Origin of the sequence: Maribacter litoralis (genome assembly GCF_902506355.1) — a bacterium.
In the GTDB taxonomy this organism is placed as follows: Bacteria; Bacteroidota; Bacteroidia; order Flavobacteriales; family Flavobacteriaceae; genus Maribacter; species Maribacter litoralis.
In genome coordinates, this window is the sequence record NZ_LR733271.1 from 524,592 (window position 1) to 547,794 (window position 23,203).

At 36.1% G+C, this 23,203-nt stretch carries 20 protein-coding genes; 11 read left to right on the forward strand and 9 right to left on the reverse strand.

The window, feature by feature from the left end; genetic code table 11:
• The first annotated feature begins 87 nt into the window (after positions 1 to 87).
• The 4 genes from EXIGUO8A_RS02125 to EXIGUO8A_RS02140 all read left to right on the forward strand — a co-directional run bounded on the left by EXIGUO8A_RS02125 (position 88) and on the right by EXIGUO8A_RS02140 (position 4,453).
• Positions 88 to 1,491, forward strand: coding sequence for a hypothetical protein (locus EXIGUO8A_RS02125; RefSeq protein ID WP_159301765.1), 1,404 nt, complete (start codon positions 88 to 90; stop codon positions 1,489 to 1,491).
• A 154-nt stretch (positions 1,492 to 1,645) separates the two neighbouring features.
• Positions 1,646 to 2,281: an MOSC domain-containing protein gene (locus tag EXIGUO8A_RS02130; RefSeq protein WP_159301766.1), complete on the forward strand. Its 636-nt coding sequence runs from the start codon at positions 1,646 to 1,648 to the stop codon at positions 2,279 to 2,281.
• A 16-nt stretch (positions 2,282 to 2,297) separates the two neighbouring features.
• Positions 2,298 to 4,091, forward strand: a complete 1,794-nt coding sequence (locus EXIGUO8A_RS02135; protein ID WP_159301767.1) for a DUF885 domain-containing protein — start codon at positions 2,298 to 2,300, stop codon at positions 4,089 to 4,091.
• A gap of 2 nt (positions 4,092 to 4,093) precedes the next feature.
• A complete protein-coding gene (locus EXIGUO8A_RS02140) occupies positions 4,094 to 4,453 on the forward strand; it encodes a DoxX family protein (RefSeq protein ID WP_159301768.1) in 360 nt (119 codons plus the stop codon).
• Between the two features lie 51 nt (positions 4,454 to 4,504).
• Here EXIGUO8A_RS02140 and EXIGUO8A_RS02145 read toward each other — a convergent pair whose 3' ends face one another.
• A complete protein-coding gene (locus EXIGUO8A_RS02145) occupies positions 4,505 to 5,089 on the reverse strand; it encodes a T9SS type A sorting domain-containing protein (RefSeq protein ID WP_116769898.1) in 585 nt (194 codons plus the stop codon).
• A gap of 214 nt (positions 5,090 to 5,303) precedes the next feature.
• On the opposite strand from EXIGUO8A_RS02145, the gene EXIGUO8A_RS02150 reads away from it, so the two are divergent.
• Entirely contained in the window at positions 5,304 to 6,176 is an 873-nt protein-coding gene (locus EXIGUO8A_RS02150) for an AraC family transcriptional regulator (RefSeq protein WP_058105794.1), read from the forward strand.
• Positions 6,177 to 6,340: 164 nt separating this feature from the next.
• Positions 6,341 to 6,619 (forward strand): TIGR03643 family protein, encoded by a 279-nt coding sequence (locus EXIGUO8A_RS02155; RefSeq protein WP_159301769.1) that lies wholly within the window; start codon positions 6,341 to 6,343, stop codon positions 6,617 to 6,619.
• Positions 6,620 to 6,626: 7 nt separating this feature from the next.
• Here the strand turns inward: EXIGUO8A_RS02155 and EXIGUO8A_RS02160 are convergent, their stop codons facing one another.
• Positions 6,627 to 7,400: a S1/P1 nuclease gene (locus EXIGUO8A_RS02160; protein ID WP_159301770.1), complete on the reverse strand. Its 774-nt coding sequence runs from the start codon at positions 7,398 to 7,400 to the stop codon at positions 6,627 to 6,629.
• Positions 7,401 to 7,488: 88 nt separating this feature from the next.
• Between EXIGUO8A_RS02160 and EXIGUO8A_RS02165 the strand changes: the two genes are divergently transcribed.
• The 5 genes from EXIGUO8A_RS02165 to EXIGUO8A_RS02185 all read left to right on the forward strand — a co-directional run bounded on the left by EXIGUO8A_RS02165 (position 7,489) and on the right by EXIGUO8A_RS02185 (position 14,952).
• Positions 7,489 to 9,750, forward strand: a complete 2,262-nt coding sequence (locus tag EXIGUO8A_RS02165; protein ID WP_159301771.1) for a transglycosylase domain-containing protein — start codon at positions 7,489 to 7,491, stop codon at positions 9,748 to 9,750.
• A gap of 117 nt (positions 9,751 to 9,867) precedes the next feature.
• Positions 9,868 to 12,066, forward strand: a complete 2,199-nt coding sequence (locus EXIGUO8A_RS02170) for a DUF5916 domain-containing protein (RefSeq protein WP_159301772.1) — start codon at positions 9,868 to 9,870, stop codon at positions 12,064 to 12,066.
• A 1-nt stretch (position 12,067) separates the two neighbouring features.
• On the forward strand, positions 12,068 to 12,871 hold the full coding sequence (locus EXIGUO8A_RS02175) for a Cof-type HAD-IIB family hydrolase (RefSeq protein ID WP_159301773.1): 804 nt from the start codon (positions 12,068 to 12,070) through the stop codon (positions 12,869 to 12,871).
• 27 nt (positions 12,872 to 12,898) lie between these two features.
• A complete protein-coding gene (locus EXIGUO8A_RS02180; RefSeq protein WP_159301774.1) occupies positions 12,899 to 14,173 on the forward strand; it encodes a DUF819 family protein in 1,275 nt (424 codons plus the stop codon).
• Between the two features lie 83 nt (positions 14,174 to 14,256).
• Positions 14,257 to 14,952, forward strand: coding sequence for a DUF4369 domain-containing protein (locus tag EXIGUO8A_RS02185; protein WP_116769903.1), 696 nt, complete (start codon positions 14,257 to 14,259; stop codon positions 14,950 to 14,952).
• An 81-nt stretch (positions 14,953 to 15,033) separates the two neighbouring features.
• Here the strand turns inward: EXIGUO8A_RS02185 and EXIGUO8A_RS02190 are convergent, their stop codons facing one another.
• From EXIGUO8A_RS02190 to EXIGUO8A_RS02220, 7 genes are all read right to left on the reverse strand, one after another.
• Positions 15,034 to 15,306: a hypothetical protein gene (locus EXIGUO8A_RS02190; protein WP_159301775.1), complete on the reverse strand. Its 273-nt coding sequence runs from the start codon at positions 15,304 to 15,306 to the stop codon at positions 15,034 to 15,036.
• 57 nt (positions 15,307 to 15,363) lie between these two features.
• The gene (locus EXIGUO8A_RS02195) at positions 15,364 to 16,326 is read right to left on the reverse strand and encodes a type I phosphomannose isomerase catalytic subunit (RefSeq protein WP_116770181.1); all 963 of its coding nucleotides are present in this window, start codon (positions 16,324 to 16,326) and stop codon (positions 15,364 to 15,366) included.
• A gap of 74 nt (positions 16,327 to 16,400) precedes the next feature.
• A complete protein-coding gene (locus EXIGUO8A_RS02200) occupies positions 16,401 to 16,808 on the reverse strand; it encodes a 6-pyruvoyl trahydropterin synthase family protein (protein ID WP_159301776.1) in 408 nt (135 codons plus the stop codon).
• Positions 16,809 to 16,810: 2 nt separating this feature from the next.
• Positions 16,811 to 17,338 (reverse strand): isopentenyl-diphosphate Delta-isomerase, encoded by a 528-nt coding sequence (idi, locus tag EXIGUO8A_RS02205; RefSeq protein ID WP_116769906.1) that lies wholly within the window; start codon positions 17,336 to 17,338, stop codon positions 16,811 to 16,813.
• Positions 17,339 to 17,396: 58 nt separating this feature from the next.
• Positions 17,397 to 18,350, reverse strand: coding sequence for a PorP/SprF family type IX secretion system membrane protein (locus EXIGUO8A_RS02210; RefSeq protein WP_159301777.1), 954 nt, complete (start codon positions 18,348 to 18,350; stop codon positions 17,397 to 17,399).
• 5 nt (positions 18,351 to 18,355) lie between these two features.
• On the reverse strand, positions 18,356 to 20,377 hold the full coding sequence (locus tag EXIGUO8A_RS02215) for a T9SS type B sorting domain-containing protein (RefSeq protein ID WP_236564415.1): 2,022 nt from the start codon (positions 20,375 to 20,377) through the stop codon (positions 18,356 to 18,358).
• 32 nt (positions 20,378 to 20,409) lie between these two features.
• Positions 20,410 to 23,037: a beta strand repeat-containing protein gene (locus EXIGUO8A_RS02220; RefSeq protein WP_159301778.1), complete on the reverse strand. Its 2,628-nt coding sequence runs from the start codon at positions 23,035 to 23,037 to the stop codon at positions 20,410 to 20,412.
• Positions 23,038 to 23,203: the final 166 nt, after the last annotated feature.

Genomic DNA, 23,203 nt, shown 5'->3' on the forward strand with positions numbered 1-23,203 from the left:
TTTCCTATAATTTTTTAGAAGAGCCACTACATTTTTTGTAGTGGCTTTTTTGTTAAATGTTGTTATCTTTCAACAAAGAAATTATTCATGAAATACAATTCACCGAAGTTTAAAAAATGGTTAGATACTTTACAACAAGAAAGTTGGCAATTAGAATTGATTATTTCGGGATTTGCTATATACGGATTGTTTGCTGCTTATGAGCCTTTAAAACTAAAAGCTATAACTAGTGACATTTCTGGCGTTGAACAATTTGGAATGATCTGGGCAATTGCATTAATATGCTGTCAAATATTTACTTTCAACTTAATTATTCACGTACTTCTAAGAGGTCTTTGGATAGGTGCCATAGGCTTAAGATATGTTTCCGGTGATATTAATTACTCATCCCTTAATTATTCCGATAAATTCACCTCCTATTTAAAGAAAAAAGTTGGATCATTTGACCGTTACATAGCTAGCCTTGAAGCCTATTGCAGTATCATTTTTGCAGCTTCATTTTTAATGATATTTTATGTTATCGGTTTCTTTACGGTAACAATTAGCATACTACTTATTATTCAATTTTTAGAATTTCTAACTTTTCTTCCTAAATGGGTTATCCAGATGACTCTTTTATTACTTATATTTCCTTTATTTCTATCATCATTAGTGGTTTTTATTGACTTTTTGGGTCAAGGATTTTTAAAAAAGAAAAAGTGGACTTCAACATTATACTTTCCAATTTATTGGGTGTTTAGCAAACTCACACTATCCTTTTTATATCGCCCATTAGCTTATAATTTTTTAGATAATAAATTAGGAAAACGTTTAAGTTTCATTCTACTACCTATTTACCTTATAGTTGTTATTATTAACACTTTAGAATATAAAAGCTCAAATTATCTAAACTCAACAAATGATTCTTCTGAATATCAAATACTGAGCGAACATTACGATAATCTATCAACTAAAGAAACATATTTTATTAATATAGCTTCAATACCATCAAAATTAATTGTAACAAGATTTCTTCCTGTATTTCTATTACATAATAAAGAAATGGAAGATTTTATATATGATAAAAACTCTAACCTTAGACCTAAGGACGATAGTAGAGGTTTTCAATCTTCGGCAACTAATGGAATTAAAAGTGGTTTTAATGATGCTGCTGGAATAAAAGATTCATTGAATTTAAAAGAATACCTTAAAACCGTTAACGAAATTTACAAGATACATATAGATTCAGATGTATACCTAAGTGATTTTATTATTAGCTCAAATACAAAAGATAGGATGGGTTTTGAAACCTATTTGAACATTAAAAACTTAAATGATGGTAAACATATTTTAACAATTACCGGACCTACAAAAGAAGATAAATTGGATTCAAAATCTAAGACTATTGAAAAAGTATTGGTTACAATCCCCTTTTGGTATTTCCCAGAAAATAGCTCATTACAAAATATTCAAAACACAACTGAATCATTAGGTACAATAACAACCAATTGATCAATCCCCTTAAATATGAATTCAATAATAATTATGTGCTTAAAATACTTCCAAGCAATAATTAAAGCTAGATTTCAACCAATTTAATAACAGTTTGGTCAACTTTAGGTAAACCTTTTACTATAAATACTAGTGCTTTTTTTATCTTCACCGCATGAAGGTGATTTCTACGAATTTAGGAGACCCGGTTACTTTTGAATGGAACGGTGCTGAAGAGCAAACCGGTATCTTTAAATACCCTACGTCAACAGGTTTATTTTTAACCGAAAATGACGTAAAAGATGATACCATCATAGACCGCGTTCATCATGGAGGAACCAATAAAGCATGCTACCTTTTTTCTGCCGATTACTATGATTACTGGAAAAATCTTTACCCAGATTTGAATTGGGATTGGGGCATGTTCGGTGAAAATTTAACCGTAGAAGGACTAGATGAATCTAAAATACGAGTTGGGGACATTTACAAAATTGGAAAAGCCCTTGTACAAGTTTCTCAACCACGTGAGCCTTGCTATAAACTTGGTATAAGATTTGGAACACAAAAAATATTAAAAGAATTTATTGATCATAATCACCCCGGTACTTATGTCAAAATACTGGAAGAAGGCCATGTTGTTGTGGGTGATAATATAACACTAGTAGAACAATCTCAAAATACCTTTACCACACAACAATTTTATGAACTAATGTTCGCAAAAAATAAATCACAAGATTTGCTTGAACTGTTCATGACCAACGAAGCTGTACCTCAATATAAAAAGGACGGGTTCAAGAAATACCTATCTTAATTTTAATACACTTTTAATGAAAAAGATATTTATAGCATTTGCCTTGATTACTGGGCTACATACCCAAGCACAATTGAAAACGAACGGAGAGGTTTCTACGAACCCAACCATTCATAATGTAGGGTTTATAACCCTATTAGCCCATTATTATGATGACGGATTAAAATTGAATCCGCTAGCAGCTACTTTTCAAGGAGATAACAGGTACAATGACACTTTGCCCAATTTTTTATCCGATGCATATAAAAAAGAATTGGTCAACTATTATGAAATGTATCTAGAGAGAGCAGAAAAATTTGATAACGCAAAACTTTCTGAAAGTGAGCAAATGTCAAAAGCTATTCTAAAATGGGAATGTGAAATCAATTTAGAGGGTCTTGCTTTTGAAAATTACACTCCTGTAGATCAAATGTGGTCGATGAATTTAATGATGGGGCAATTAGCTGGCGGAACCAGTGCTCAACCATTTAAAACCACCGACGATTATGTTAATTGGAGCAAGCGTTTAGAAGATTATGTCGTTTGGCTTCGTTCTGCTAAAACCAAAATGCAAGCAGGTATAAAGGCAAAAAATGTATTACCCAAATCACTGATCAAAAAAGTTTTACCACAGTTGGCCAGTGTTGCAGATGCCAAGTTAGAAAACAACTTATTTTATTCTCCAATTAAAAACTTTCCAGCAGATTTTTCTGAATCTGACAAACTAAGGCTTACTGAAGTTTATACCGACATCATCAATAACAAAATAATCCCTGCCTATAAAGAATTACATGATTTTATGGCTACCGAATATATGAATGCGGGTAGAGAAACTAGTGGTATACAAGGAATACCTGATGGTGATGCATTTTATGCACATCAGATTAAACTGTACACAACAACAAACTTAACAGCCGATGAAATTCATGAAATTGGTTTAAAAGAAGTTGCCAGAATTAGTGCAGAAATGGAAAGCGTTAAAAAACAGGTAGGCTTTAAAGGCGATTTAAAAGCTTTTTTCAACGAAGTGCGTACTAAAAAAGAATTAATGCCTTTTACTGAACCGCAACAGGTTATTGAAAATTTTAACCACATCCATAAAAAAATGATGCCAAAGGTAAACGCCTTGTTCAGCAAACAGCCTAAAACTCCGTTTGAGGTTAGACGTACCGAAGCATTTAGAGAAGCCTCTGCCAGTGCAGAATACAACCCTGGCTCTTTAGATGGTACAAGACCCGGTATTTTTTATGTGCCTATACCAGACGTAACGTCGTACAACACTTACTCCGATGAAGATCTGTTTTTACATGAAGCCATACCTGGTCATCACTTTCAGATTTCGCTGACCCAAGAAAATGAGAGCTTGCCTCAATTTAGAAAAACGTTATGGTACAGTGCATACGGCGAGGGCTGGGCATTATATACCGAATCTTTAGGTAAAGAATTAGGACTTTACACCGACCCATATCAATATTTTGGTATGCTTGGTGCAGAAATGCATCGTGCGGTTCGTTTGGTTGTTGATACCGGTTTACACTCAAAAGGGTGGTCTAGGGAAAAAGCAATTCAGTATTCCTTAGATAACGAAGCAGAATCTGAATCTAGTATTACCGCCGAAATCGAGAGATATATGGCAAACCCTGGTCAAGCCTTATCCTATAAAATAGGGCAACTTAAAATTATGGAGCTTAGAGCTAAAGCGGAAGCTAACTTGGGCAAAGATTTTGACATAAAGGTTTTTCATGAAAAGGTTTTAGAAGTTGGCTGTGTTCCACTAGCGCTTCTTGAAGAGAAAATCATGAATTGGATTTCAGCAAATACTAAGGCATAACCATGATATATCCTTGGCATTTATATGTAATGGGGGCAATCTACATTTTTGCCGGTTTTATGCATTTTTTAAAACCTAAGGTTTATTTAAGGATAATGCCACGCTACCTACCTTTTCATAAGCCATTGGTTCTACTTAGTGGTATTGCCGAAGTTGCCTTAGGTGTCGGGTTGTTTTTCAAAGCGACGAAAAACCTATCTATTTATGGTATTATAGCTATGTTGACAGTGTTTTTATCAGTACACTTTTACATGTTGTCAAGTGAAAAAGCAAGTGCGGGTTTGCCTAAATGGCTATTGCTACTAAGATTACCGCTACAATTTGCCCTTATGTACTGGGCATATTCCTATTTGAAATTATAGAAAACAAAAAAGGGGACGCTCCCGTCCCCTTCTTAATCAACTTAAATCAACTTAATTAACAACAAACTCTTCAGTATATGTTTTACCACCTGACTTCACTGTTACCGTGTAAGTACCTGGGAAAGCATCTGCGAAATTGAAAGCTTTTTCAACGATCATTTCGTCTGCTACTTCTTGTGTAAATACTGTTCTACTTTCTGTATCGTATATCTTTATAGATAATTTAGACTTGTCTAAGTTTAAATAGTTCATGAAGATCATGTTATCTGTCTTTCTAAAGAAAGGCTTGATATCTTCATCAGACTCTACGATTTTCACATCATTGTTATCTAAAACAATAGTATATGAATATTTTGTCATGTTATCATCGGCAGATAGAAAGTATACACCATCTGTCAAATCTTTTAAATTTAACTTCTTGCTAAAATGACCCTGTGCCATTTTCTCTGAATAAATTACATTTAAATCAGAATCCATTAACTTAACCTGTACACCGTTAGAAGATGCATCCATCGTTAAAACCACACTCTTGGCTTTTCCTGCAGATAATAGGTTTAACTTTGGCTCTCTTGCCATGCCTGCTACTGTAGCGAACATAAAGGCAACAACTGTTGTGAATTTTACTAGGTTTTTCATAATAAATTATTTTACGGGTTCATTATAATTTACACTACAAACATACAGCCGTTATAAAGCTCTTACTACATCATATTTTCCCAATTTATGTTCTATTTTAACCTACTTACATACTCGTTATTACCCCTATGTTAAGATTACACATATTTTAGTTAATTTTGCAAAGAACATCTAAATCTTGATGTTTAATTTTATATTACAAACACTAGTTATCATGGTAAAACATAAACCTACATTTGAAGCCATAAAGCCCGATTTTGGCCATTCATTTACTTACCAAAAGTTTGATGAGAATAGAATTAACCGCAATAACCTGTGGCATTACCACCCAGAACTAGAACTGGTATACGTTAATGGCGGTTCTGGAAAAAGACAGATTGGTAGTCATGTATCTTATTATACAAATGGAGACCTTATATTAATAGGTAGTAATTTGCCACATTGCGGGTTTACCGATGCCCTTACCGGTAATACCAGTGAAACCGTTGTACAAATGAAAACCGATTTTCTTGGAACAGATTTTTTTAAGATTCCAGAAATGAAGAAAATTGAAAAACTATTCAATAGCGCAAGTGGTGGTATTGCCTTCTCTGGTAAAACAAAAAGAAAGATTGGTGATAAAATGGAAGTACTAGAATATCAAACAGACTTTCAACGCTTACTATCCATTCTTAATATATTGAACGACCTCGGAAATTCTGACGATATGCGTTTGTTGAACGCAGAAGGATTCTCTTTTGCAACAGATGTTAAGGACAACGACCGTATAAATATCGTTTTCAATTTTGTAAAGAATAACTTTAGGGAAGAAATTACCCTAGAGCAAATTTCTTCAATGGTCAGTATGACCATACCATCTTTCTGTAGATACTTTAAGAAGATCACCAATAAAACCTTTGTACAATTTGTAAATGAATATCGATTGGTGCATGCTTCTAAACTTTTGGCCGAAAAGCCTTTAAGTATAACCGAAGTGTGTTTTGAATGCGGATTCAATAACTTTTCTCATTTTAATAAATCGTTCAAAGCATTTACGGGGCAAAATCCGTCTGAATATAGAAATGAATTAAAGAATGTTTTGGTATAAGTTTTATACCTTATATATAGTATCACACTTTTACAGCTTCCGGATGGTGTTTTCATACATTATCCGGATTTGTTTTTTTATCCTGTCCTATCACTTTGTTTGAGCTACAATAAAATATGAACAAATTTCTACTTTATCATATCATGTAGTACCTTTATCAAGCTATGAATAAAGAATTTACAGAAAGAGAGTTAGACCGTATAATAGAAATGGCATGGGAAGATCGAACACCCTTTGAGGCCATTACTTTTCAATTTGGTATTAGCGAGCAAGAAACCATTGAAGTTATGCGTCGAGAAATGAAACCCAGCAGTTTTAGAATGTGGCGTAAACGTGTACAAGGCCGTGCTACAAAACATGCAAAACTGCGATCAGGTGACACAGACCGATTTAGATGTTCAAGACAGCGACAAATTACCGGCAATAAAATATCTAAGCGATAATTGTAAATTACTTAAAAGTATCGTTCAAAACCGCAGCCAACCTTACGCCGCCCTTTTGTAACTGATCTTCTACAGTATGCCACCAATCATAACTATAACGGTAGCTTAATTTTTCACCAACCTCTACTGAGGCATATACTTTCTCTGCTAATAAATGAGATTCCTCGACCCAATCAAGCAAAGTACCGCTCTGTAGAAATTTTACTTGCTCCTTAGACATTTTAGGATACTCGGTCGCCAGCTCGGTAAAACTCATTCCGTTTTCATCTATCATATTAGAATCCCATACCCTATGCAAATTGGTTCCGTTACCAAACCACTGCAACTGTATATCATTACCTCCTTTATCTTCTGCCCTACCAACATGCATTGGTTGGTGTAAATCACCTATTAAGTGCACCAAAAATTTAAGGTAAAAAGCTTTATCCTCTTTGCTACTATTTTTATCTTTTATTATCTCTACGCATGTATTTACTCCTTGTACAAGATCTCCGTACTCACTTTTCTCTATTTCATCATAAGTTTTACCGAAAGGAATATTTACGTAATGCCAAGCGCTAAATTTACGATAGGTACGGTCAGATTTTATTTCATCTCCAAAATTGGCAACGGCAGCTAAACTTTCGCCTCCCAATAAATCGTTGATCGCTTTTTTTGCTTTCTTGGTCAAATGTTGCTCAGCAACTTCACCCACTACCCTATGACCAGTTTTAGACCAAAACATATCGTTGGCAAATGTGATATTCGTAGCCAATACCAATAAAAAAAGAATGTTCTTCATTGTTGAAATTTTGCCCAAAAATAGCACATCGAAATTTAAGGTATTGTTAAAACTTGGTAAGATTAAATTTATATTAGAACTTGCAACAATGATGAAAAAGAAGTCTAGTAAAACATTCAGAAAAAAAGGAATACTTAAAAAAATAGGTTTGGGTATTCTGGGTCTTTTTGCGCTGTTTATACTATTTATTGGTAGTATTAATATTGGATTATGGGGAAAAATTCCTTCTAAAAAGGAGCTTTCCAACTTTCAGTATCAAATGGCATCAGAAGTTTTTACCGCAGATAGTGTACTGATCGGTAAATATTATTTATATGATAGGCAACCGGTGGCTTATGAGGATTTTCCTGAGCATTTAATTCATGCCTTAGTCGCCATTGAGGACGAACGATTCTACGAACACTCTGGTATTGATATTAGAAGTCTTGTTCGTGTAGGTTTTAAAACCATACTTTTAGGAGATAACTCTTCGGGCGGAGGTAGTACACTAACTCAGCAGTTGGCTAAAAACCTGTACCCAAGAAAAGAAAGAAATAAAACAAATATAGTTGTCAATAAGATCAAAGAAATGATCATTGCCAAAAGGTTGGAAAAAATTTTCACCAAAGATGAAATTATAACCAACTACCTTAATACGGTTTCATTTGGCGATAATACCTTTGGTATAGAGAGTGCCGCACTAAAATTTTTCAATACCAGAACCAAAGATATTTCTGCACCACAAGCCGCAACTTTGGTAGGTATGTTAAAAGCTACGTATGGGTATAACCCAAGAATATTCCCAGAAAAAAGTTTAGGCAGACGTAATTTGGTTTTACGTGCCATGTACAACAATGACTTTATTACTGAAGAACAGGTAACCAAATTTTCTCAAGAAGGTCTAGATCTTGACTACCGAGAATTTGATTACAATGCTGGTACAGCCCCTTATTTTAGGGAAGAGGTTAGAAAGGAGATGTTAAGATGGATCGCTGAGCAAAATGAAGGGGATACGGACTACAATATTTACACCTCGGGACTCAAAATTTACACTACCCTAAACTATAAGATGCAGCAATTGGCCGAAGAAGTTATGATCGATCACATGACAAAGCTTCAAGGCTCTTTTGAAAAAAGTTATGGTAACAACGCTCCGTGGTTAAAGGATAAAAAATTAATGGAGAAAATAGCCAAGCGAACTCCGTTATATAAAAGATTACAAAAAGCGGGGCTATCGCACAAACAAATTATTGATAGCCTTTCTAATGACAAACAGTTAAGAACTTTAAAATCTTGGCAAGGTGACGAAGAACAAATGGCAAGTACCATGGATAGTATTCAGCACTATACCAAATTTTTAAATACGGGTTCCTTAGCTGTAGACCCAACAAACGGGGATATCTTAGTTTGGATAGGCGGCATCAATTTTGAACAATACAAATACGATCACATTTCTCAAAGTAAACGTCAAGTTGGTTCTACCTTTAAACCCATAGTTTATACTACTGCCGTAGATCAGGGCGTTTCTCCCTGCACCTATTTCTCTGCAGAAGAAATAGAATACGATAATTTAAAAGGGTGGTCGCCATCTAATTCTGGTGATAAGGATGAAGCCTACCTCAACTATTCTATGGAAGAAGGGCTTAGCAACTCGATCAATACCATTGCCGTAAAAGTTTTAGAAAAGGCAGGTATTGAAAACGTTCTTCAAATGGCGAAAAAAATGGGCATTGAAGGTGAGTTACCTAAAGAAGCTTCTATTGCACTTGGTACGGGCGAATTAAAAATTATTGATTTAGCACAGGCTTACACCAGTTATGCCAATTATGGTAAGCATATAAAACCAAATTTGATAAAAAGTATTTCCAATCATAAAGACTCGGTTTTAGTGGAGTTTGAATCCAAATTGAACGAGAAAGAGGCATTTTCAAAAGAAACTGCTCAAATAATGATTGAAATGATGAAATCTACCGTGAACAGTGGTACAGCTGCGAGACTTAGAAATACATACGGACTCAAAAATGATATTGCGGGTAAAACCGGTACTACCCAAAATAATAAAGATGCTTGGTTTGTAGCCCTTAATCCTAAACTGGTACATATAACCTGGGTAGGTCTTGATCAACATGAAATTGGATTTAGCAATACAAGCATAGGACAAGGAGCCAACGCCGCCCTTCCCCTATTTGGACTATGGATGAAAGAACTGAATAAAGATAAACAGTTTGATAGCTACACAAAAGCTACCTTTTCAACACCATCTGCAGCAGTACAAGAAGCCTTAAATTGTGAGCCTGTAAAACGTGACGGATTCTTTAAACGTCTCTTTAAAAATCCAAATAAAAAGAAGAGTAAAAAGTTTAAAGGGTAAAATAATTACGATTTTTAAATTCCTTTTTAGTTAAATATTTTGTGTTTTTATTCCAGAAGTACAACTTTTTTAACAAACAAAAACCTAAATTTGGTTGACTACCAAACTTTTACCAAAATGACCAAATATCTAAGTACTCTTGTACTTATGCTTTTTTGCATTGTTTTAAATGCCCAAACCATCAATAAATCTTTTGTTGTAAAAAAAATAACTACAGCCATAGTGCCAGATGGTATTCTTGACGAACCTATTTGGACCGATGCGGATAAAGCAGATAAATTTTGGCAATACTTCCCCTTAGATACCGTACAATCTAAAAAGCAGTCAGAAATTAAAATGCTCTATGATGACAAGAACATATATATAGGCATAACCATTTACACTGCTGGTAAAGACTATTCCATTCAATCTTTAAAGCGCGATTTTAGAGCTGGAAACAGTGATAACATTACCTTACTCTTTGATACGTTCAATGACGGTAACAATGCATTTTTATTTGGTATCAATCCTTATGGTGTGCGTCGTGAAGGTCTTGTTTCGGGAGGTGGTCTAAACCTTAACGGATTTACCATTTCTTGGGATGTTAAGTGGCGAGGAGATTCTAAAATTTACGACGATTACTATACTTCTGAAATGGTTATTCCTTTAACTGCTTTTAAGTTTAAAGAAGGTGAGACAAAATGGCGATTCAACAGTTATAGGTTTGATACCCAATCTAATGAGAACAGCACCTGGATGAACATTCCTCAAAATCAGAATATTTACGGGCTTACTTTTATGGGCGACATGATATTTGAACAGCCATTGGGTAAATACAGAACTCCGCTCACTGTAATACCATACGTAAATATGGGATCTCAAAAAGATTTTGAACTTGATGATTCAAATACTAAAGTAAACGTTGGCGGTGATGCCAAAATTGCTATAGGCAATAGTATGAATTTAGATGTCACCATAAACCCAGATTTTTCTCAAGTAGAAGTCGATGACCAGATTACGAACCTAACGCGTTTTGAAGTTTCCCTCCCTGAAAAAAGACAGTTCTTCATTGATAATAGCGATTTATTTGGCAGTTTTGGTGGTGGCAGAGATGCTAATCCGTTTTTCTCTAGACGCATAGGTATAGCTAAGGACACAGCCGATAATACCATTGAAAATAAAATTATTGGCGGAGTACGGTTAAGTGGAAAAGTAACCAATGACCTTAGATTGGGGTTTTTAAACCTACAGACTGCTGAAGACCTCGATGAAAATATAGCCTCTAACAACAACACCATGCTGGCCTTGCAGCAAAATATTTTCGGGCGTTCAAATATTGGTATGTTCTTTATCAACAGACAAACCTTTAAAGATTACGAGTTTCAAGATGCGGAAGATCGCTACAATAGGGTTGCCGGTATTGACTACAATTTAATATCGGACAATAACATTTGGAACGGTAAATTTTATCTTCATAAATCTTTTGCGCACAATGCTGGAAAAGCAAATCTTTCTTCCGGGGCATTTATGCAGTATAATTCTAGAAACTGGAACTTTTTTGAAGACTTAGTCTATATAGGTGAAGATTTTAGATCAGACCTAGGTTTTATTCGAAGAACGGATATATTTAAGACCGCAACAATGGTTGAGCGTGTTTTCTGGCCAGAGGATAGCGCTTTACAAAGTCATAGCTTTCAGTTTTTCCCTGTTCTGACCTGGAGCCCTCAAAATGATTTTTTACATACAGACTATGATTTAATGGGTGCGTGGGAATCTAAATTCAACGACCAATCGGAAATCAATGTATCTTTTACACACTCATACACCTATCTATTTGAAGAATTCGACCCAACAAATTTAGATGATGCACTACCGTTACCAGGCCTGCTGGGCTACCATTATAATTTTGTTTCATTGGAATATCAATCTGATAGTAGAAAAAGATTTGCCTATAGTATCGAACCCACCATTGGCAGCTTCTTTAATGGAGATAGATTTTCTTTAGGTGCAGAAATGTTCTTGAGGTTTCAACCAAAAGTCTTCTTATCCTTAGCTATGAATTATGATAAAATTTCACTGCCACAACCATATTCAAGTACAGATATTTGGCTGATAAGTCCTAAAATAGATGTTACCTTTAGCAAATCTATATTTTGGTCAACACTGGTACAATATAGCAATCAGAGAGATAATTTAGGTTTTAATTCAAGACTGCAGTGGCGTTTTGCCCCATTGTCCGATTTGTTCATAGTATACAATGACAATTACTTTGTTAATTCGTTTGAACCCAAATATCGTTCTATAAACTTAAAACTAACCTACTGGTTAAATATTTAAAATGAAGTATAAAATTCTCTGTTCAGATTTAGACGGTACCTTGTTATCTTCTAAAAGCGATGTTTCAAAATTTGCAATCGAACAAATCAATAAAATAAAAAATGAAACCAAGGTTATTCTTGTATCGGCAAGAATGCCAAGTGGTATGCGTTATATACAAGAAAGTTTAGGTATTACCGATCAGCCTATAATATGCTATAATGGAGCTTTGGTTTTATCTGGTGACACCGAACTTACATCGGTATTCATTCCTGTTCCTATATTAAAAGAATGTTATAGCCTATGCAAAGGCTTAGAAGCTGACCTGGGTTTATATTTTAATAATGAATGGTATGTACCCAAATCAAGCTTACGTGTAGAGAAAGAGACGAAATATACTAAGTCAACACCCATATTTCAAGATACCGAAAGTACCTTAGCCAATTGGGAGAAAAGAGAAGTAGGTGCACACAAAATTATGCTCATGTGCACAAAAGAAAGTGCAGATACATTAATGCCAGTTCTTAAGGATAAATTTGATGATGTACTTAACCTGTACCGTTCTAACGATACCCTAATTGAAATTGCTCCAAAAGAGGTTTCAAAACTGTCTGCCATTGAGCTTCTATTACATAAAGATATCACCTTAAAAGAGGTAATAGCCTTTGGCGATAATTATAATGATATTGATATGCTTGCAAATGTTGGTTGTGGTGTAGCCGTTGCCAATGCAAGAGACGAAGTAAAAGCCATCTCAAATTATATTACCTTAAAAAATACCGACGATGGCGTAGCCCATTTCATTGCAGAAAACTTGGTGAATTAACTATATTTGAATCTTACCTATAATTTTATGCCCTATCTATTTGTACAACCCTTAATAACAAATGACACCGTAGTTTTTGGACTATTGGCACTTTGTTTAGGTTTCATCTTTTACACCTCTAGCATTAAAACAGGATTCTGGAGCAAATTTTACTCCATTGTCCCAGCTGTACTCATGTGTTACTTACTACCGGCTATATTGACAAGTACAGGTATCGTTTCTGATGAAATCTCTAACCTATACTTTATGGCAAGTAGATATCTACTGCCAGCAGCCTTGGTGCTTATGACCTTAAGTATTGATATAAAGGCAATATCAAACCTCGGCTCCAAAGCTATTGTTATGTTTTTGACAGGGAGTGCAGGTATTATTATTGGTGGACCCATTGCTATTCTTATCGTTTCTATATTTTCACCCGATACCGTTGGCGGAAATGATTTCGATGCCATTTGGAGGGGCTTATCTACAATTGCCGGAAGTTGGATCGGTGGCGGGGCAAACCAAGCAGCTATGCTAGAAATTTTTCAATACAACCCAGAAAAATATGGCGGTATGGTATTGATCGATATCGTAGTTGCCAATGTATGGATGGCCATTGTATTATTGGGAGTGGGCAAAACAAAAAGAATAGATGCCTGGTTAAAGGCAGATACTTCAGCCATTGAAACCCTTAAAATAAAGGTGACGGAGTTTACGGAAAAAATAACCCGTGTACCCACTTTGAACGATTATATGATCATGCTTGCGTTAGCGTTCACCGCAGTGGGGATCGCACATTTCTTTGGGGATTACATGAGTACATATTTAACGAGTAGTTTTGATGCTGTAAGTGATCAAAAGAGTTTTCTATCTTTCCTAGGTTCCGGATTTTTCTGGATGGTGGTCATTGCTACCGGTTTAGGCATAGCCCTTTCTTTTACGAAAGCGAAAAATTATGAGGGAGCGGGAGCCAGTAAAATTGGAGGAATGTTCATTTATATACTGGTTGCCACCATAGGTATGAAAATGGATTTAGGAAAAGTGCTTGAAAATCCCGGATTAATTGCGGTTGGCTTTATTTGGATCTCCATACATGCCGGATTAATGATATTGGTTGCCAAACTCATAAAAGCTCCGTACTTCTTTTTAGCAGTTGGTAGTCAAGCCAATGTTGGTGGTGCTGCTTCTGCTCCGGTAGTTGCTGCTGAATTTCACCCTTCGTTGACCTCGGTTGGTGTGCTATTGGCAGTATTAGGCTACGTAGTGGGAACAGGCGGTGCATTGCTCTGTGCATATTTAATGGAAGTGGCATCAAGTTTATAAACCGATTATAGTTACTAACAAATTAAAAAGTGGGCGTTCTTAATTATCAAATTTTATAGATATTTGCCCCCTAAATTATAAGAATGAAGAAAATATTATTAGTTGTTGCCGCATTATTGGCATTGAGTTCATGTGGAGATAACGCTGAGGAGACGTTAATTGTAAACGGTAAAATAAAAGGTCTAAAAAAAGGAACGCTTTACTTACAGCATGTACCTGATTCGGTTTTGATTACTGTAGATTCCGTTGCTATAAACGGAGACGGCAATTTTTCTTTCAAAACCAAATTAACGAGTCCCGAGATATTTTATCTGTATTTAGATAAGAAAGATAACAACGATATCAATGATCGCATTACCTTTTTTGCAGAACCAGGTACCATGACCATAAATTCAGATTGGAACACGTTTGATACCACTGCAAAAATATCGGGCTCAGAAACCCAAGAAAAACTTGAGGAATACAGAGAAACCATGTCTGGCATCAATAAGAGGAATATTGAGATTATGATGAAGGCCGCTCAAGCCAATGGTGACGTCAGTCAAATTAGTATTGACTCCTTAGAAAATATCAGTAATAGAAATTTACAACGTGGTTATGCATTTGCCATCAATTATGCTCTAAACAACAAATCTTCTTATATAGCGCCTTATGTTGCGTTAAAGGAAATACCAGACGCCAATACAAAGTATTTAGATTCTATTTACAGTGTATTATCGCCAGAGGTTGCAGCATCTAAATATGGTAAAGAACTAGCTTCGCTTCTTGGGAAGGATTAATTAAAACTTACCAAATTGGTACAACTAAAAAAGCATCCTAAATATTTAGGATGCTTTTTATTTTTTTAAAGAAATCTTGACTTAAGCTAAATTGTTTAAGTCTTCTACCAATTTAGTTGCTTTGGTTTCCAAATCATTTCTAACTTCTTTGAAATGCGCTTTTTTATTCTCAACATCATTTTTGTTGATTTTAGCGATAAGCTCATCAAAGGCTACAAAAACTTCGTCAATAATTGCCAAACCTTCTTTTGAATATGTAGCTGTACCGTTAGCTGCTTCAACTATATCAACACCTTCTATTATACCACCAAGAACATTATTTATGTCTTTCTTTAAATTTTTAATACTTGCCATTTCTAATTATTTTTTACAAAAGTACAATTTTTGATTTGCCGTATTGTTAATTACAGCCTAAATAGTAACCTCAAGTAATTTAGCTCCTGTTGATTGTAAAGATATTTTTTGTGTAGATGCCGGCAATAATGCTGTTTCTCCACTTTTTATTGACACTTCTCCTTCAGCAGTACTAATCTTAGCTTCACCACCAACACACATGTAAATGGTAAAAGAATCTCTTTGCGCCGTATCTAAATCTAAATTTTCGGTTAACTCTATGAAGTTGGTCTTAAAATACGGGCAATCTACCATTGTATTTACTTCATTCTTAGTTTTGTCATAAGAAACTATGAAATCATCTTTCTTTTCATAATCAACGGCATCAAGGGCCAAATCTGTATGTAACTCGCGCAAATTACCTTCTTTGTCTTTTCTATTGAAATCGAAAACACGATAAGTAACATCAGAAGTTTGTTGAATTTCCGCCAACATCACCCCTGCTCCAATCGCATGTATTTTACCGGTGTTAATAAAGAATGTATCCCCTTCTTTAACTTGCTCATAATTAAGAAGATCAAGCAGGGTATCATTAGCAACACTTTCAGCATATTCTTCTTTGGTAACATCTTTATTGAAACCTACAATAAGCTCAGCCTTAGGGTCTGCATCCATTATATACCACATCTCTGTCTTACCAAACGAATTATGACGTTCTTTTGCCAATGCATCATTTGGGTGTAACTGAATAGATAGATCTTGCTTGGCGTCTATGAATTTTATTAAAATAGGAAATTCCTTTCCGAAGCGCTCAACTACACTTTTTCCCAATAATTCTTCTGCATTGGAGTCTATAAGTTCTTGTAGAGATTTACCCTCTAAACTACCATTGGCAACCACAGAAATATCGCCAGGTACAGTAGATAACTCCCAGCTTTCACCGGTAATATCACTCTCAATAGGTTTACCAAAAACCTCTTTTAATTTAGTACCTCCCCAAAGTCTTTCTTTTAAAATGGGTTTAAATTTTAATGGATGTATCATTGCTTTTTTTTTTGTTGGTCTATTGAATTAATAACGTAATTTAAAGATTTTTCTTACAAATAAATACTTGACTACCCAGAGAATGTCACATAATTTCTAGGTGTTTCATATAGCACTACTTCTAGTTCATTTGTTTTATGAATATGTGGTCGTAGTCTCTTCCAAATAACGACCGCAATATTTTCTGCCGTAGGATTTAGACTTATAAATTCATCTACCTCTATATTAAGGTTCTTATGGTCTAAATAATCTTCAATCTCTACTTTGATCAAATCTTTTAACACCTTCATATCCATGACAAAGCCGGTCTCTGGATCAATTTCTCCAGTTACACTTACTATCATCTCATAATTGTGTCCATGAAAATTGGGGTTATTGCATTTTCCAAAAATTTTGCTGTTTTTAGAATCTTCCCAATCTTTTCTATATAACCTATGTGCTGCATTAAAATGCGCCTTTCTACTAACTTTTACTTTCATAATTATGCAGGCATATTAAAAAGATGTTCGTAAAATTTATCAAAGATTATTTTGAACCAAGCTGTATATGCATTCGGATTATTAGAAATATCCTCTTTTACAGCTTCTGGAGACATCCATTTCCATGCTTCTACTTCATCTTTATTAATGTTCGGTTCGGCATTATAAGTGCCTAACATTACATGATCATACTCATGCTCGGTTAATCCGTTATCAAAAGGTGCTTTGTAGATAAAAGAAAACAATTCTTTTAATTCTGTTTGAAACCCCATTTCTTCTTGTAGTCGTCTTTTACCGGCTTCAATATTAGACTCCCCAACACGTTGATGGCTACAGCATGTATTGGTCCATAATAAGGGAGAGTGATATTTAGATGCCGCACGTTGCTGCAACATAATATCGCCGTTATCATTCGCAATAAATACAGAAAAAGCTCTATGTAGAAGCGCCTTTTCATGGGCTTCCATTTTAGGCATTGTACCTATTTGCTCATTATTTTCATTTACGAGAATTACCTGTTCTTCCTTCATAACGTAAAAATAAGGCGTTTAACTTATTTAACGTAATGATGTATATAAAAAGAAAAGTCTAGAAGAAACGTGGAGATTTTAAATTGTTCTTGGTTGAGATGAAATCATACCTAAAAATAACTTCGAACGATCCATCGTTAAAAGCTGTATTACCCAGTTCGGTCGTTTCTTTATCGTAGGCTATTCCTATCAAGAATTTATTGGAGACATTGAACCCTGCCATACCACTGAAAGCAGCATCCCACCTGTAGGCCGCACCTAAAATAAATTTGTCGTTCAACATAAAATTTGCTGATAAATCTACCTGTAAGGGTGCTCCCTGAACCACTTTGGTAAGTAATGCGGGTTTAAATTTCAAAAACTCATTTAAATCCCAAACATAACCTGTTATCAAATAAAGGTTCATCTGTTCTTTCGCAGTAGATAAATTAGACCCTTGAAAATGTGTGGTCTCCAAGAACCTAGGAACGGACAAGCCTACATAAAACTTGTTCGTATGATAGTAGACCCCAGCACCAATATTGGGTGAAAGCCTATTATCGATATCTTGCTGTAATGTTGGATCTGTTGTATATTGATTTAATTCTGAAAACCTAATATCCAATAGGTTAGCACTAGCTTTTAAACCAAAACTTAATCTACCCTCGGTAGATGTCCAAACAGTATAAGAAAAATCGATATCAAAATTTGTTTCGGAAGTTGGACCAATTTCATCATTAACTATTGATAAACCTAAGCCTACACCTCTATAACCTATAGGCGAATGAGCATTAAAAGTCTGCGTGGTAGGTGCACCATCTAGACCTACCCATTGAGACCTATGCAATGCACCAATACTTATATGTCCTCTTGAACCGGCATATGCAGGATTTACACTAATAGTGTTATACATATACTGTGTATATTGAGCGTCTTGCTGGCCATAACAAAGTACCCCAAAGCTAAGTACCACAAAAGTGACCACTTGCTTTAACAATTGTACTTTATTTATGTATATATATTCTTTAAGCATTGTTATTATCTATTTATATATATGTAACCAGAAAGTGTTTCCATTTCTCCATTTGGCAGTTCATAATCCAGAATATAGAAGTAGGTACCTACCGGTAATTTACGATCAACATCTACGGTTACCCTACCTTCTGATGTACCATCAAAGACATTACCTTCTGTATTATATGCCTTGGTCATGTAAACCGACACACCCCATCTATTATAGATTTTCAAGGTATTGTTCGGATAGTTTTCCAATCCGTTTATTCTTAGAACATCATGAATTCCATCACCGTTAGGTGTAATAACGTTGAAAACTTCTATTTCTTCTTCTAATTGGCCTAAATCTGAATCTAAGTAATTTGGTATACCATCACCATCGGTATCGTCATCTACATAATCCCCGTTTAGATTTAAATCTTCATCGCGCGTTTCAATACCATCATCGTCATCATCGGTATCCCTATAATCAGATTCATCATCACTATCGGTATTTGGCAATTGTACGTAAGGATCATCGATTTCATCATTGACGTCTACATCAACCGAAATTGCACCTTCATACCCATCATCTAGTCCGTCATTATCTTTATCAGAGCCAATACTAACTACATCTGCAATACCATCATGATCATGGTCGTGAGCTTCAATTGCATCAAGAACATTATCATTGTCACTATCCTCATCTAGATAATCAGGTAAGTTATCTCCGTCAGTATCCACTGGGAACAACCCAGTTAAACCATTAGCTTCATAAGCATCGTCTAAACCATTGGTATTCGCATCGATCCCTGATGGCGGTATGTACTCAGCAGTTGCCTGAGCTTCAACATTATCGGGTATACCATCACCATCTGCATCGATATCTAAATAATCTGGGAAGCCGTCACCATCAGAATCCGTTGGATCAGTAGAAGGATCATTATCGCCATCTAAATTCAAATCTTCAAAGCTATCAACGATACCATCATCATCACTATCCATATCTACTCCTAACGGGTTTACCATAATTGTAATGGTCGATGTACTACAGTTACCTACAGTATCACAAACCGTATAGTCAAAAGTATCTGTACCTAAATAATTATTATTCGGGAAGTATGTCGGAATATCATCAGATGGATCATTCGGTGTACCATTATCATCAACAGTTACAGAACCATTTGTTGGTTGCGTTACGCTAAATGTACCATCTGTAGGTAAATCGTTATCATTCAATTGCCATGTATCAATTGCAGTGATTGCATTGATATCAATTGCAATGGAATCATCATTAGTATCTAAAATTGGTAATACTTCTACAGTTACGGTTGCCGTACTGCAATCTCCGTAAGCATTACAAATCGTATAATCAAAAGTGTCCGTACCATTGAAATCTAGATCTGGAGTATAGGTTACTATATCATCCATAGGATTGTTAGGTGTACCAGCATCGTCAATTGATACCGAACCATTTGCAGGATCAGTTGTGGTTAAAGCACCAACATCAGGTAAATCGGCATCATTAGCATAAATATCAACAACTACCGGTACTTCTTCATCTGTAGTTACTAAGTCATCTTCCAAATCTGCCGCCTGTGGTAAGCAAACCACTGTAAAATTTGGTAGACTAAACGTATTGCCCGCTTTGGTTACCGTTGCGGTATATTTTACAACGGCATCTGTTGCAATAACCATTGGGCTTAATTGGTCACCGGTCAATGGCGGACTCCAATTTACCGTTGCCCCGGTAGAAACGTTATTGGTAATATCCATAGTTACCTCATTGTCTGGATTATTACAATCCGTTACAATAAAATATCCCGTTGCATTAGAGCCACATAAAGTACCATCGTATGTTGCAAAGTAAATACCCGGTTGGGTTACTTCGTAAAAAGAATCTGTACCAAGTACCGTTGCCGTGTCTGAAGCTTCATACCAACGAAAGTTATTTTGATCACTATCCGTAGGTGCCTGTAGTAAGAACTGGGCGTTAGATACCAATACCCCCAGTATCGTAGTAACGATACTGAGAAATATGGTTTTATATATATGCGTTTTTTTCAAATCGATTTGGAATCTAAGCTTCAATTAGCTAATTATTGTGCTACGAATACTACGTTAATCAATGTGTTATAATCAGTTGGTGCAGCTATGACATCGTAAGTCATTATACCCGTTGCACTAACCGATACATTGGCAAAAACAGTGTCATCAAAATAAGTAACATAGTAGTATAATTCAGTATTTGCATATGTAGGTATTGCTGTTGGGGCACCTGCACTAACCACTGCCGGTGTACCGTACTGAGCTAAATACTCCGCATGTAAATCTATTGTTCTACCAGTACCCGTTGTTGCTACATCTACCTCTATAGAAGGTGGATAAAATATATCAGGTCTTGTATTTGCAATCAAATATGGATCAGCTGATGTACCAGTTCCAGTAACACTGATATCTGTATCCGGTGCCGCTTCCACTATGGTTTCTGCACCGTTTGCTGTTGGTACAGATAAATTATAATTAATATCTGTTTGGGTCACTGTTACCGAACCATCTGTAGATGTTATTGTTTGAATTTCGTTGGATGAATTATTATCATTATCCGCGATTGAAACTGTACCACCACCATTAGATAATACAACATTGGTTCCAGACCTACTTATTGTCTGAAGTTCGTTCGATGCATTTGAATCGGCATCGTCTACATTCAATGTAATTGCATTACCTCCCGTTATTGAAATCTGACCTGCAGCACCTGTTGTTGCCAATGTTTGATCATCTGTTGCAGGATCACCCGCTGGCCCTGTTGCACCTGGTGCGCCGTCCGCACCATCGGCACCATCCGCTCCGTCAGCACCTCGTAAATCACCTGTTGAAAAACCTAATCCGTCATCGGATGTGAACGTAACCACTCCTGTACTTGCATTATAGTTTCCTCCGGTAAAGCCGTCTCCATCTGCTCCGTCAGCACCATCATTTCCAGGAGTTCCTTGAGGACCTGTTAAATCTGATGTAGTAAAAGTTGTTCCGTCATCGTAGGTCAATGTAAAAGTGCCGTTACCATTATCAGTTGTTGACGCTATGCCGTTGCCATCAGCTCCATTAGCTCCATCCGAACCATCTGCCCCGTTATTTCCAGGAGTTCCTTGAGGACCTGTTAAATCCGACGTAGTAAATGTTGTTCCGTCATCATAAGTCAAGGTAAAAGTGCCGTTTCCATTATCGGTCGTCGAAGCTATGCCGTTGCCATCAGCTCCATTAGCTCCATCCGAACCATCTGCCCCGTTATTTCCAGGAGTTCCTTGAGGACCTGTTAAATCCGACGTAGTAAATGTTGTTCCGTCATCATAAGTCAAGGTAAAAGTGCCGTCTCCGTTATCGGTCGTGGATGCTATGCCGTTTCCGTCTGCTCCATCATTTCCATCTGCACCATTAGCTCCTGTAGGACCCGTTAAATCTGATGTCGTAAATGTAGAACCGTCATCGTAGGTCAACGTAAATGTCCCGTTTCCATTATCGGTCGTCGAAGCTATGCCGTTGCCATCAGCTCCATCAGCTCCATCCGCACCATCTGCCCCGTTATTTCCAGGAGTTCCTTGAGGACCTGTTAAATCCGACGTAGTGAAAGTTGTTCCGTCATCGTAGGTCAATGTAAATGTACCGTCTCCGTTATCGGTCGTGGATGCTATGCCGTTTCCGTCTGCTCCATCATTTCCATCAGCACCATTAGCTCCTGTAGGACCCGTTAAATCTGCACTGATTTCAGTTGCTACAGTATATTCCGTATTGTTACCTACTACAGTCGATGTAACATCTACCCCGTCTCCCTCTACAACAGTGGTTGTAAGTTCGCTAGACGTAATAATACCGTCTAACTCTTCCAATGCAGCTTGTACATCATTTGTAGTGATGTTTCCTGCAGGGGTCACTTCAACCTCGCTAGCGTTTTGATTATCGGTAACCATGGTCCAGTTCGCACCATCATAAACATATAATTCATTTGTAACGGTATCTAAATAGGTTACTCCAGGATTGTCATTTGCCGGAGCTGCCGTAGGAGCACCTGCACCACTTGTTGTAAGTTCGTTGGTTGGGTCAATGTCTAAATCCAATGAATTGTTTGCTGCTAAATCCGCTATAGCTTCTTCAACTGTAGTCTCATTTACGGTATCACCATCTACATCTAAAGGATTTGTCAACAATACTTCTGTACCTTCTTGCTCGTCTGTATTTACAAGTGCAGCGATATCCGCCAAGGGAACAGCAACTACATTACTATCGGAATCAATAATATCTAAAGTACCATTTGTACTGTTTACAGTGAAAGTAACATTGGTCGTATTTGTATCTACAACTGCCGCTATATCCGCTAAAGGGATAGAAACCGTATTTAAATCGCTATCGGTTAAAATAAGGTTTACACCATCTTCTGTTAAAGAAGCATTGGTTGTATTTTCATCTATAGAAGTATATTCCCAAGAATCTCCATCCCAAAAATAAATTGTGCCGGTATCGGTATTCACATACAAATCCCCTAAATCTGCTCCGGCAGGCGTTACCCCTCCTGGTGCAGTTACATCTGTACCTTGTAGCACCTCACAATTACATTGATCTTCTAAGGTCACAGTTGTTTGTGCCATAGAAATGCCCGATAGCAGTAAGGCAAATAATACCAATGTAAATTTAATGGTATTACTCAAGGTTGTAGTAGTTTGACTTTTCATACTTTTAATATTCAATTCCACCTTCAAAAATTCGTTGGTCATATAGGTTTTAAAAAAATATAGTTACCAAAAACATCATTATCTGTTTCTTACAAATTGGATTTATGGTAATCACAATACACAAATATTCATTTTAAGTAGTGCTCACTAAAATAAATGTTGTGTA

Bases quoted from the DNA above. Each gene is read 5' to 3' on its own strand.
- EXIGUO8A_RS02125 (WP_159301765.1), top strand. From the start codon at position 88: ATGAAATACAATTCACCGAAGTTTAAAAAATGGTTAGATACTTTACAA.
- EXIGUO8A_RS02130 (WP_159301766.1), top strand. From the start codon at position 1,646: ATGAAGGTGATTTCTACGAATTTAGGAGACCCGGTTACTTTTGAATGG.
- EXIGUO8A_RS02135 (WP_159301767.1), top strand. From the start codon at position 2,298: ATGAAAAAGATATTTATAGCATTTGCCTTGATTACTGGGCTACATACC.
- EXIGUO8A_RS02140 (WP_159301768.1), top strand. From the start codon at position 4,094: ATGATATATCCTTGGCATTTATATGTAATGGGGGCAATCTACATTTTT.
- EXIGUO8A_RS02145 (WP_116769898.1), bottom strand. From the start codon at position 5,089: ATGAAAAACCTAGTAAAATTCACAACAGTTGTTGCCTTTATGTTCGCT.
- EXIGUO8A_RS02150 (WP_058105794.1), top strand. From the start codon at position 5,304: ATGGTAAAACATAAACCTACATTTGAAGCCATAAAGCCCGATTTTGGC.
- EXIGUO8A_RS02155 (WP_159301769.1), top strand. From the start codon at position 6,341: ATGAATAAAGAATTTACAGAAAGAGAGTTAGACCGTATAATAGAAATG.
- EXIGUO8A_RS02160 (WP_159301770.1), bottom strand. From the start codon at position 7,400: ATGAAGAACATTCTTTTTTTATTGGTATTGGCTACGAATATCACATTT.
- EXIGUO8A_RS02165 (WP_159301771.1), top strand. From the start codon at position 7,489: ATGATGAAAAAGAAGTCTAGTAAAACATTCAGAAAAAAAGGAATACTT.
- EXIGUO8A_RS02170 (WP_159301772.1), top strand. From the start codon at position 9,868: ATGACCAAATATCTAAGTACTCTTGTACTTATGCTTTTTTGCATTGTT.
- EXIGUO8A_RS02175 (WP_159301773.1), top strand. From the start codon at position 12,068: ATGAAGTATAAAATTCTCTGTTCAGATTTAGACGGTACCTTGTTATCT.
- EXIGUO8A_RS02180 (WP_159301774.1), top strand. From the start codon at position 12,899: ATGCCCTATCTATTTGTACAACCCTTAATAACAAATGACACCGTAGTT.
- EXIGUO8A_RS02185 (WP_116769903.1), top strand. From the start codon at position 14,257: ATGAAGAAAATATTATTAGTTGTTGCCGCATTATTGGCATTGAGTTCA.
- EXIGUO8A_RS02190 (WP_159301775.1), bottom strand. From the start codon at position 15,306: ATGGCAAGTATTAAAAATTTAAAGAAAGACATAAATAATGTTCTTGGT.
- EXIGUO8A_RS02200 (WP_159301776.1), bottom strand. From the start codon at position 16,808: ATGAAAGTAAAAGTTAGTAGAAAGGCGCATTTTAATGCAGCACATAGG.
- idi (WP_116769906.1), bottom strand. From the start codon at position 17,338: ATGAAGGAAGAACAGGTAATTCTCGTAAATGAAAATAATGAGCAAATA.
- EXIGUO8A_RS02210 (WP_159301777.1), bottom strand. From the start codon at position 18,350: ATGCTTAAAGAATATATATACATAAATAAAGTACAATTGTTAAAGCAA.
- EXIGUO8A_RS02220 (WP_159301778.1), bottom strand. From the start codon at position 23,037: ATGAAAAGTCAAACTACTACAACCTTGAGTAATACCATTAAATTTACA.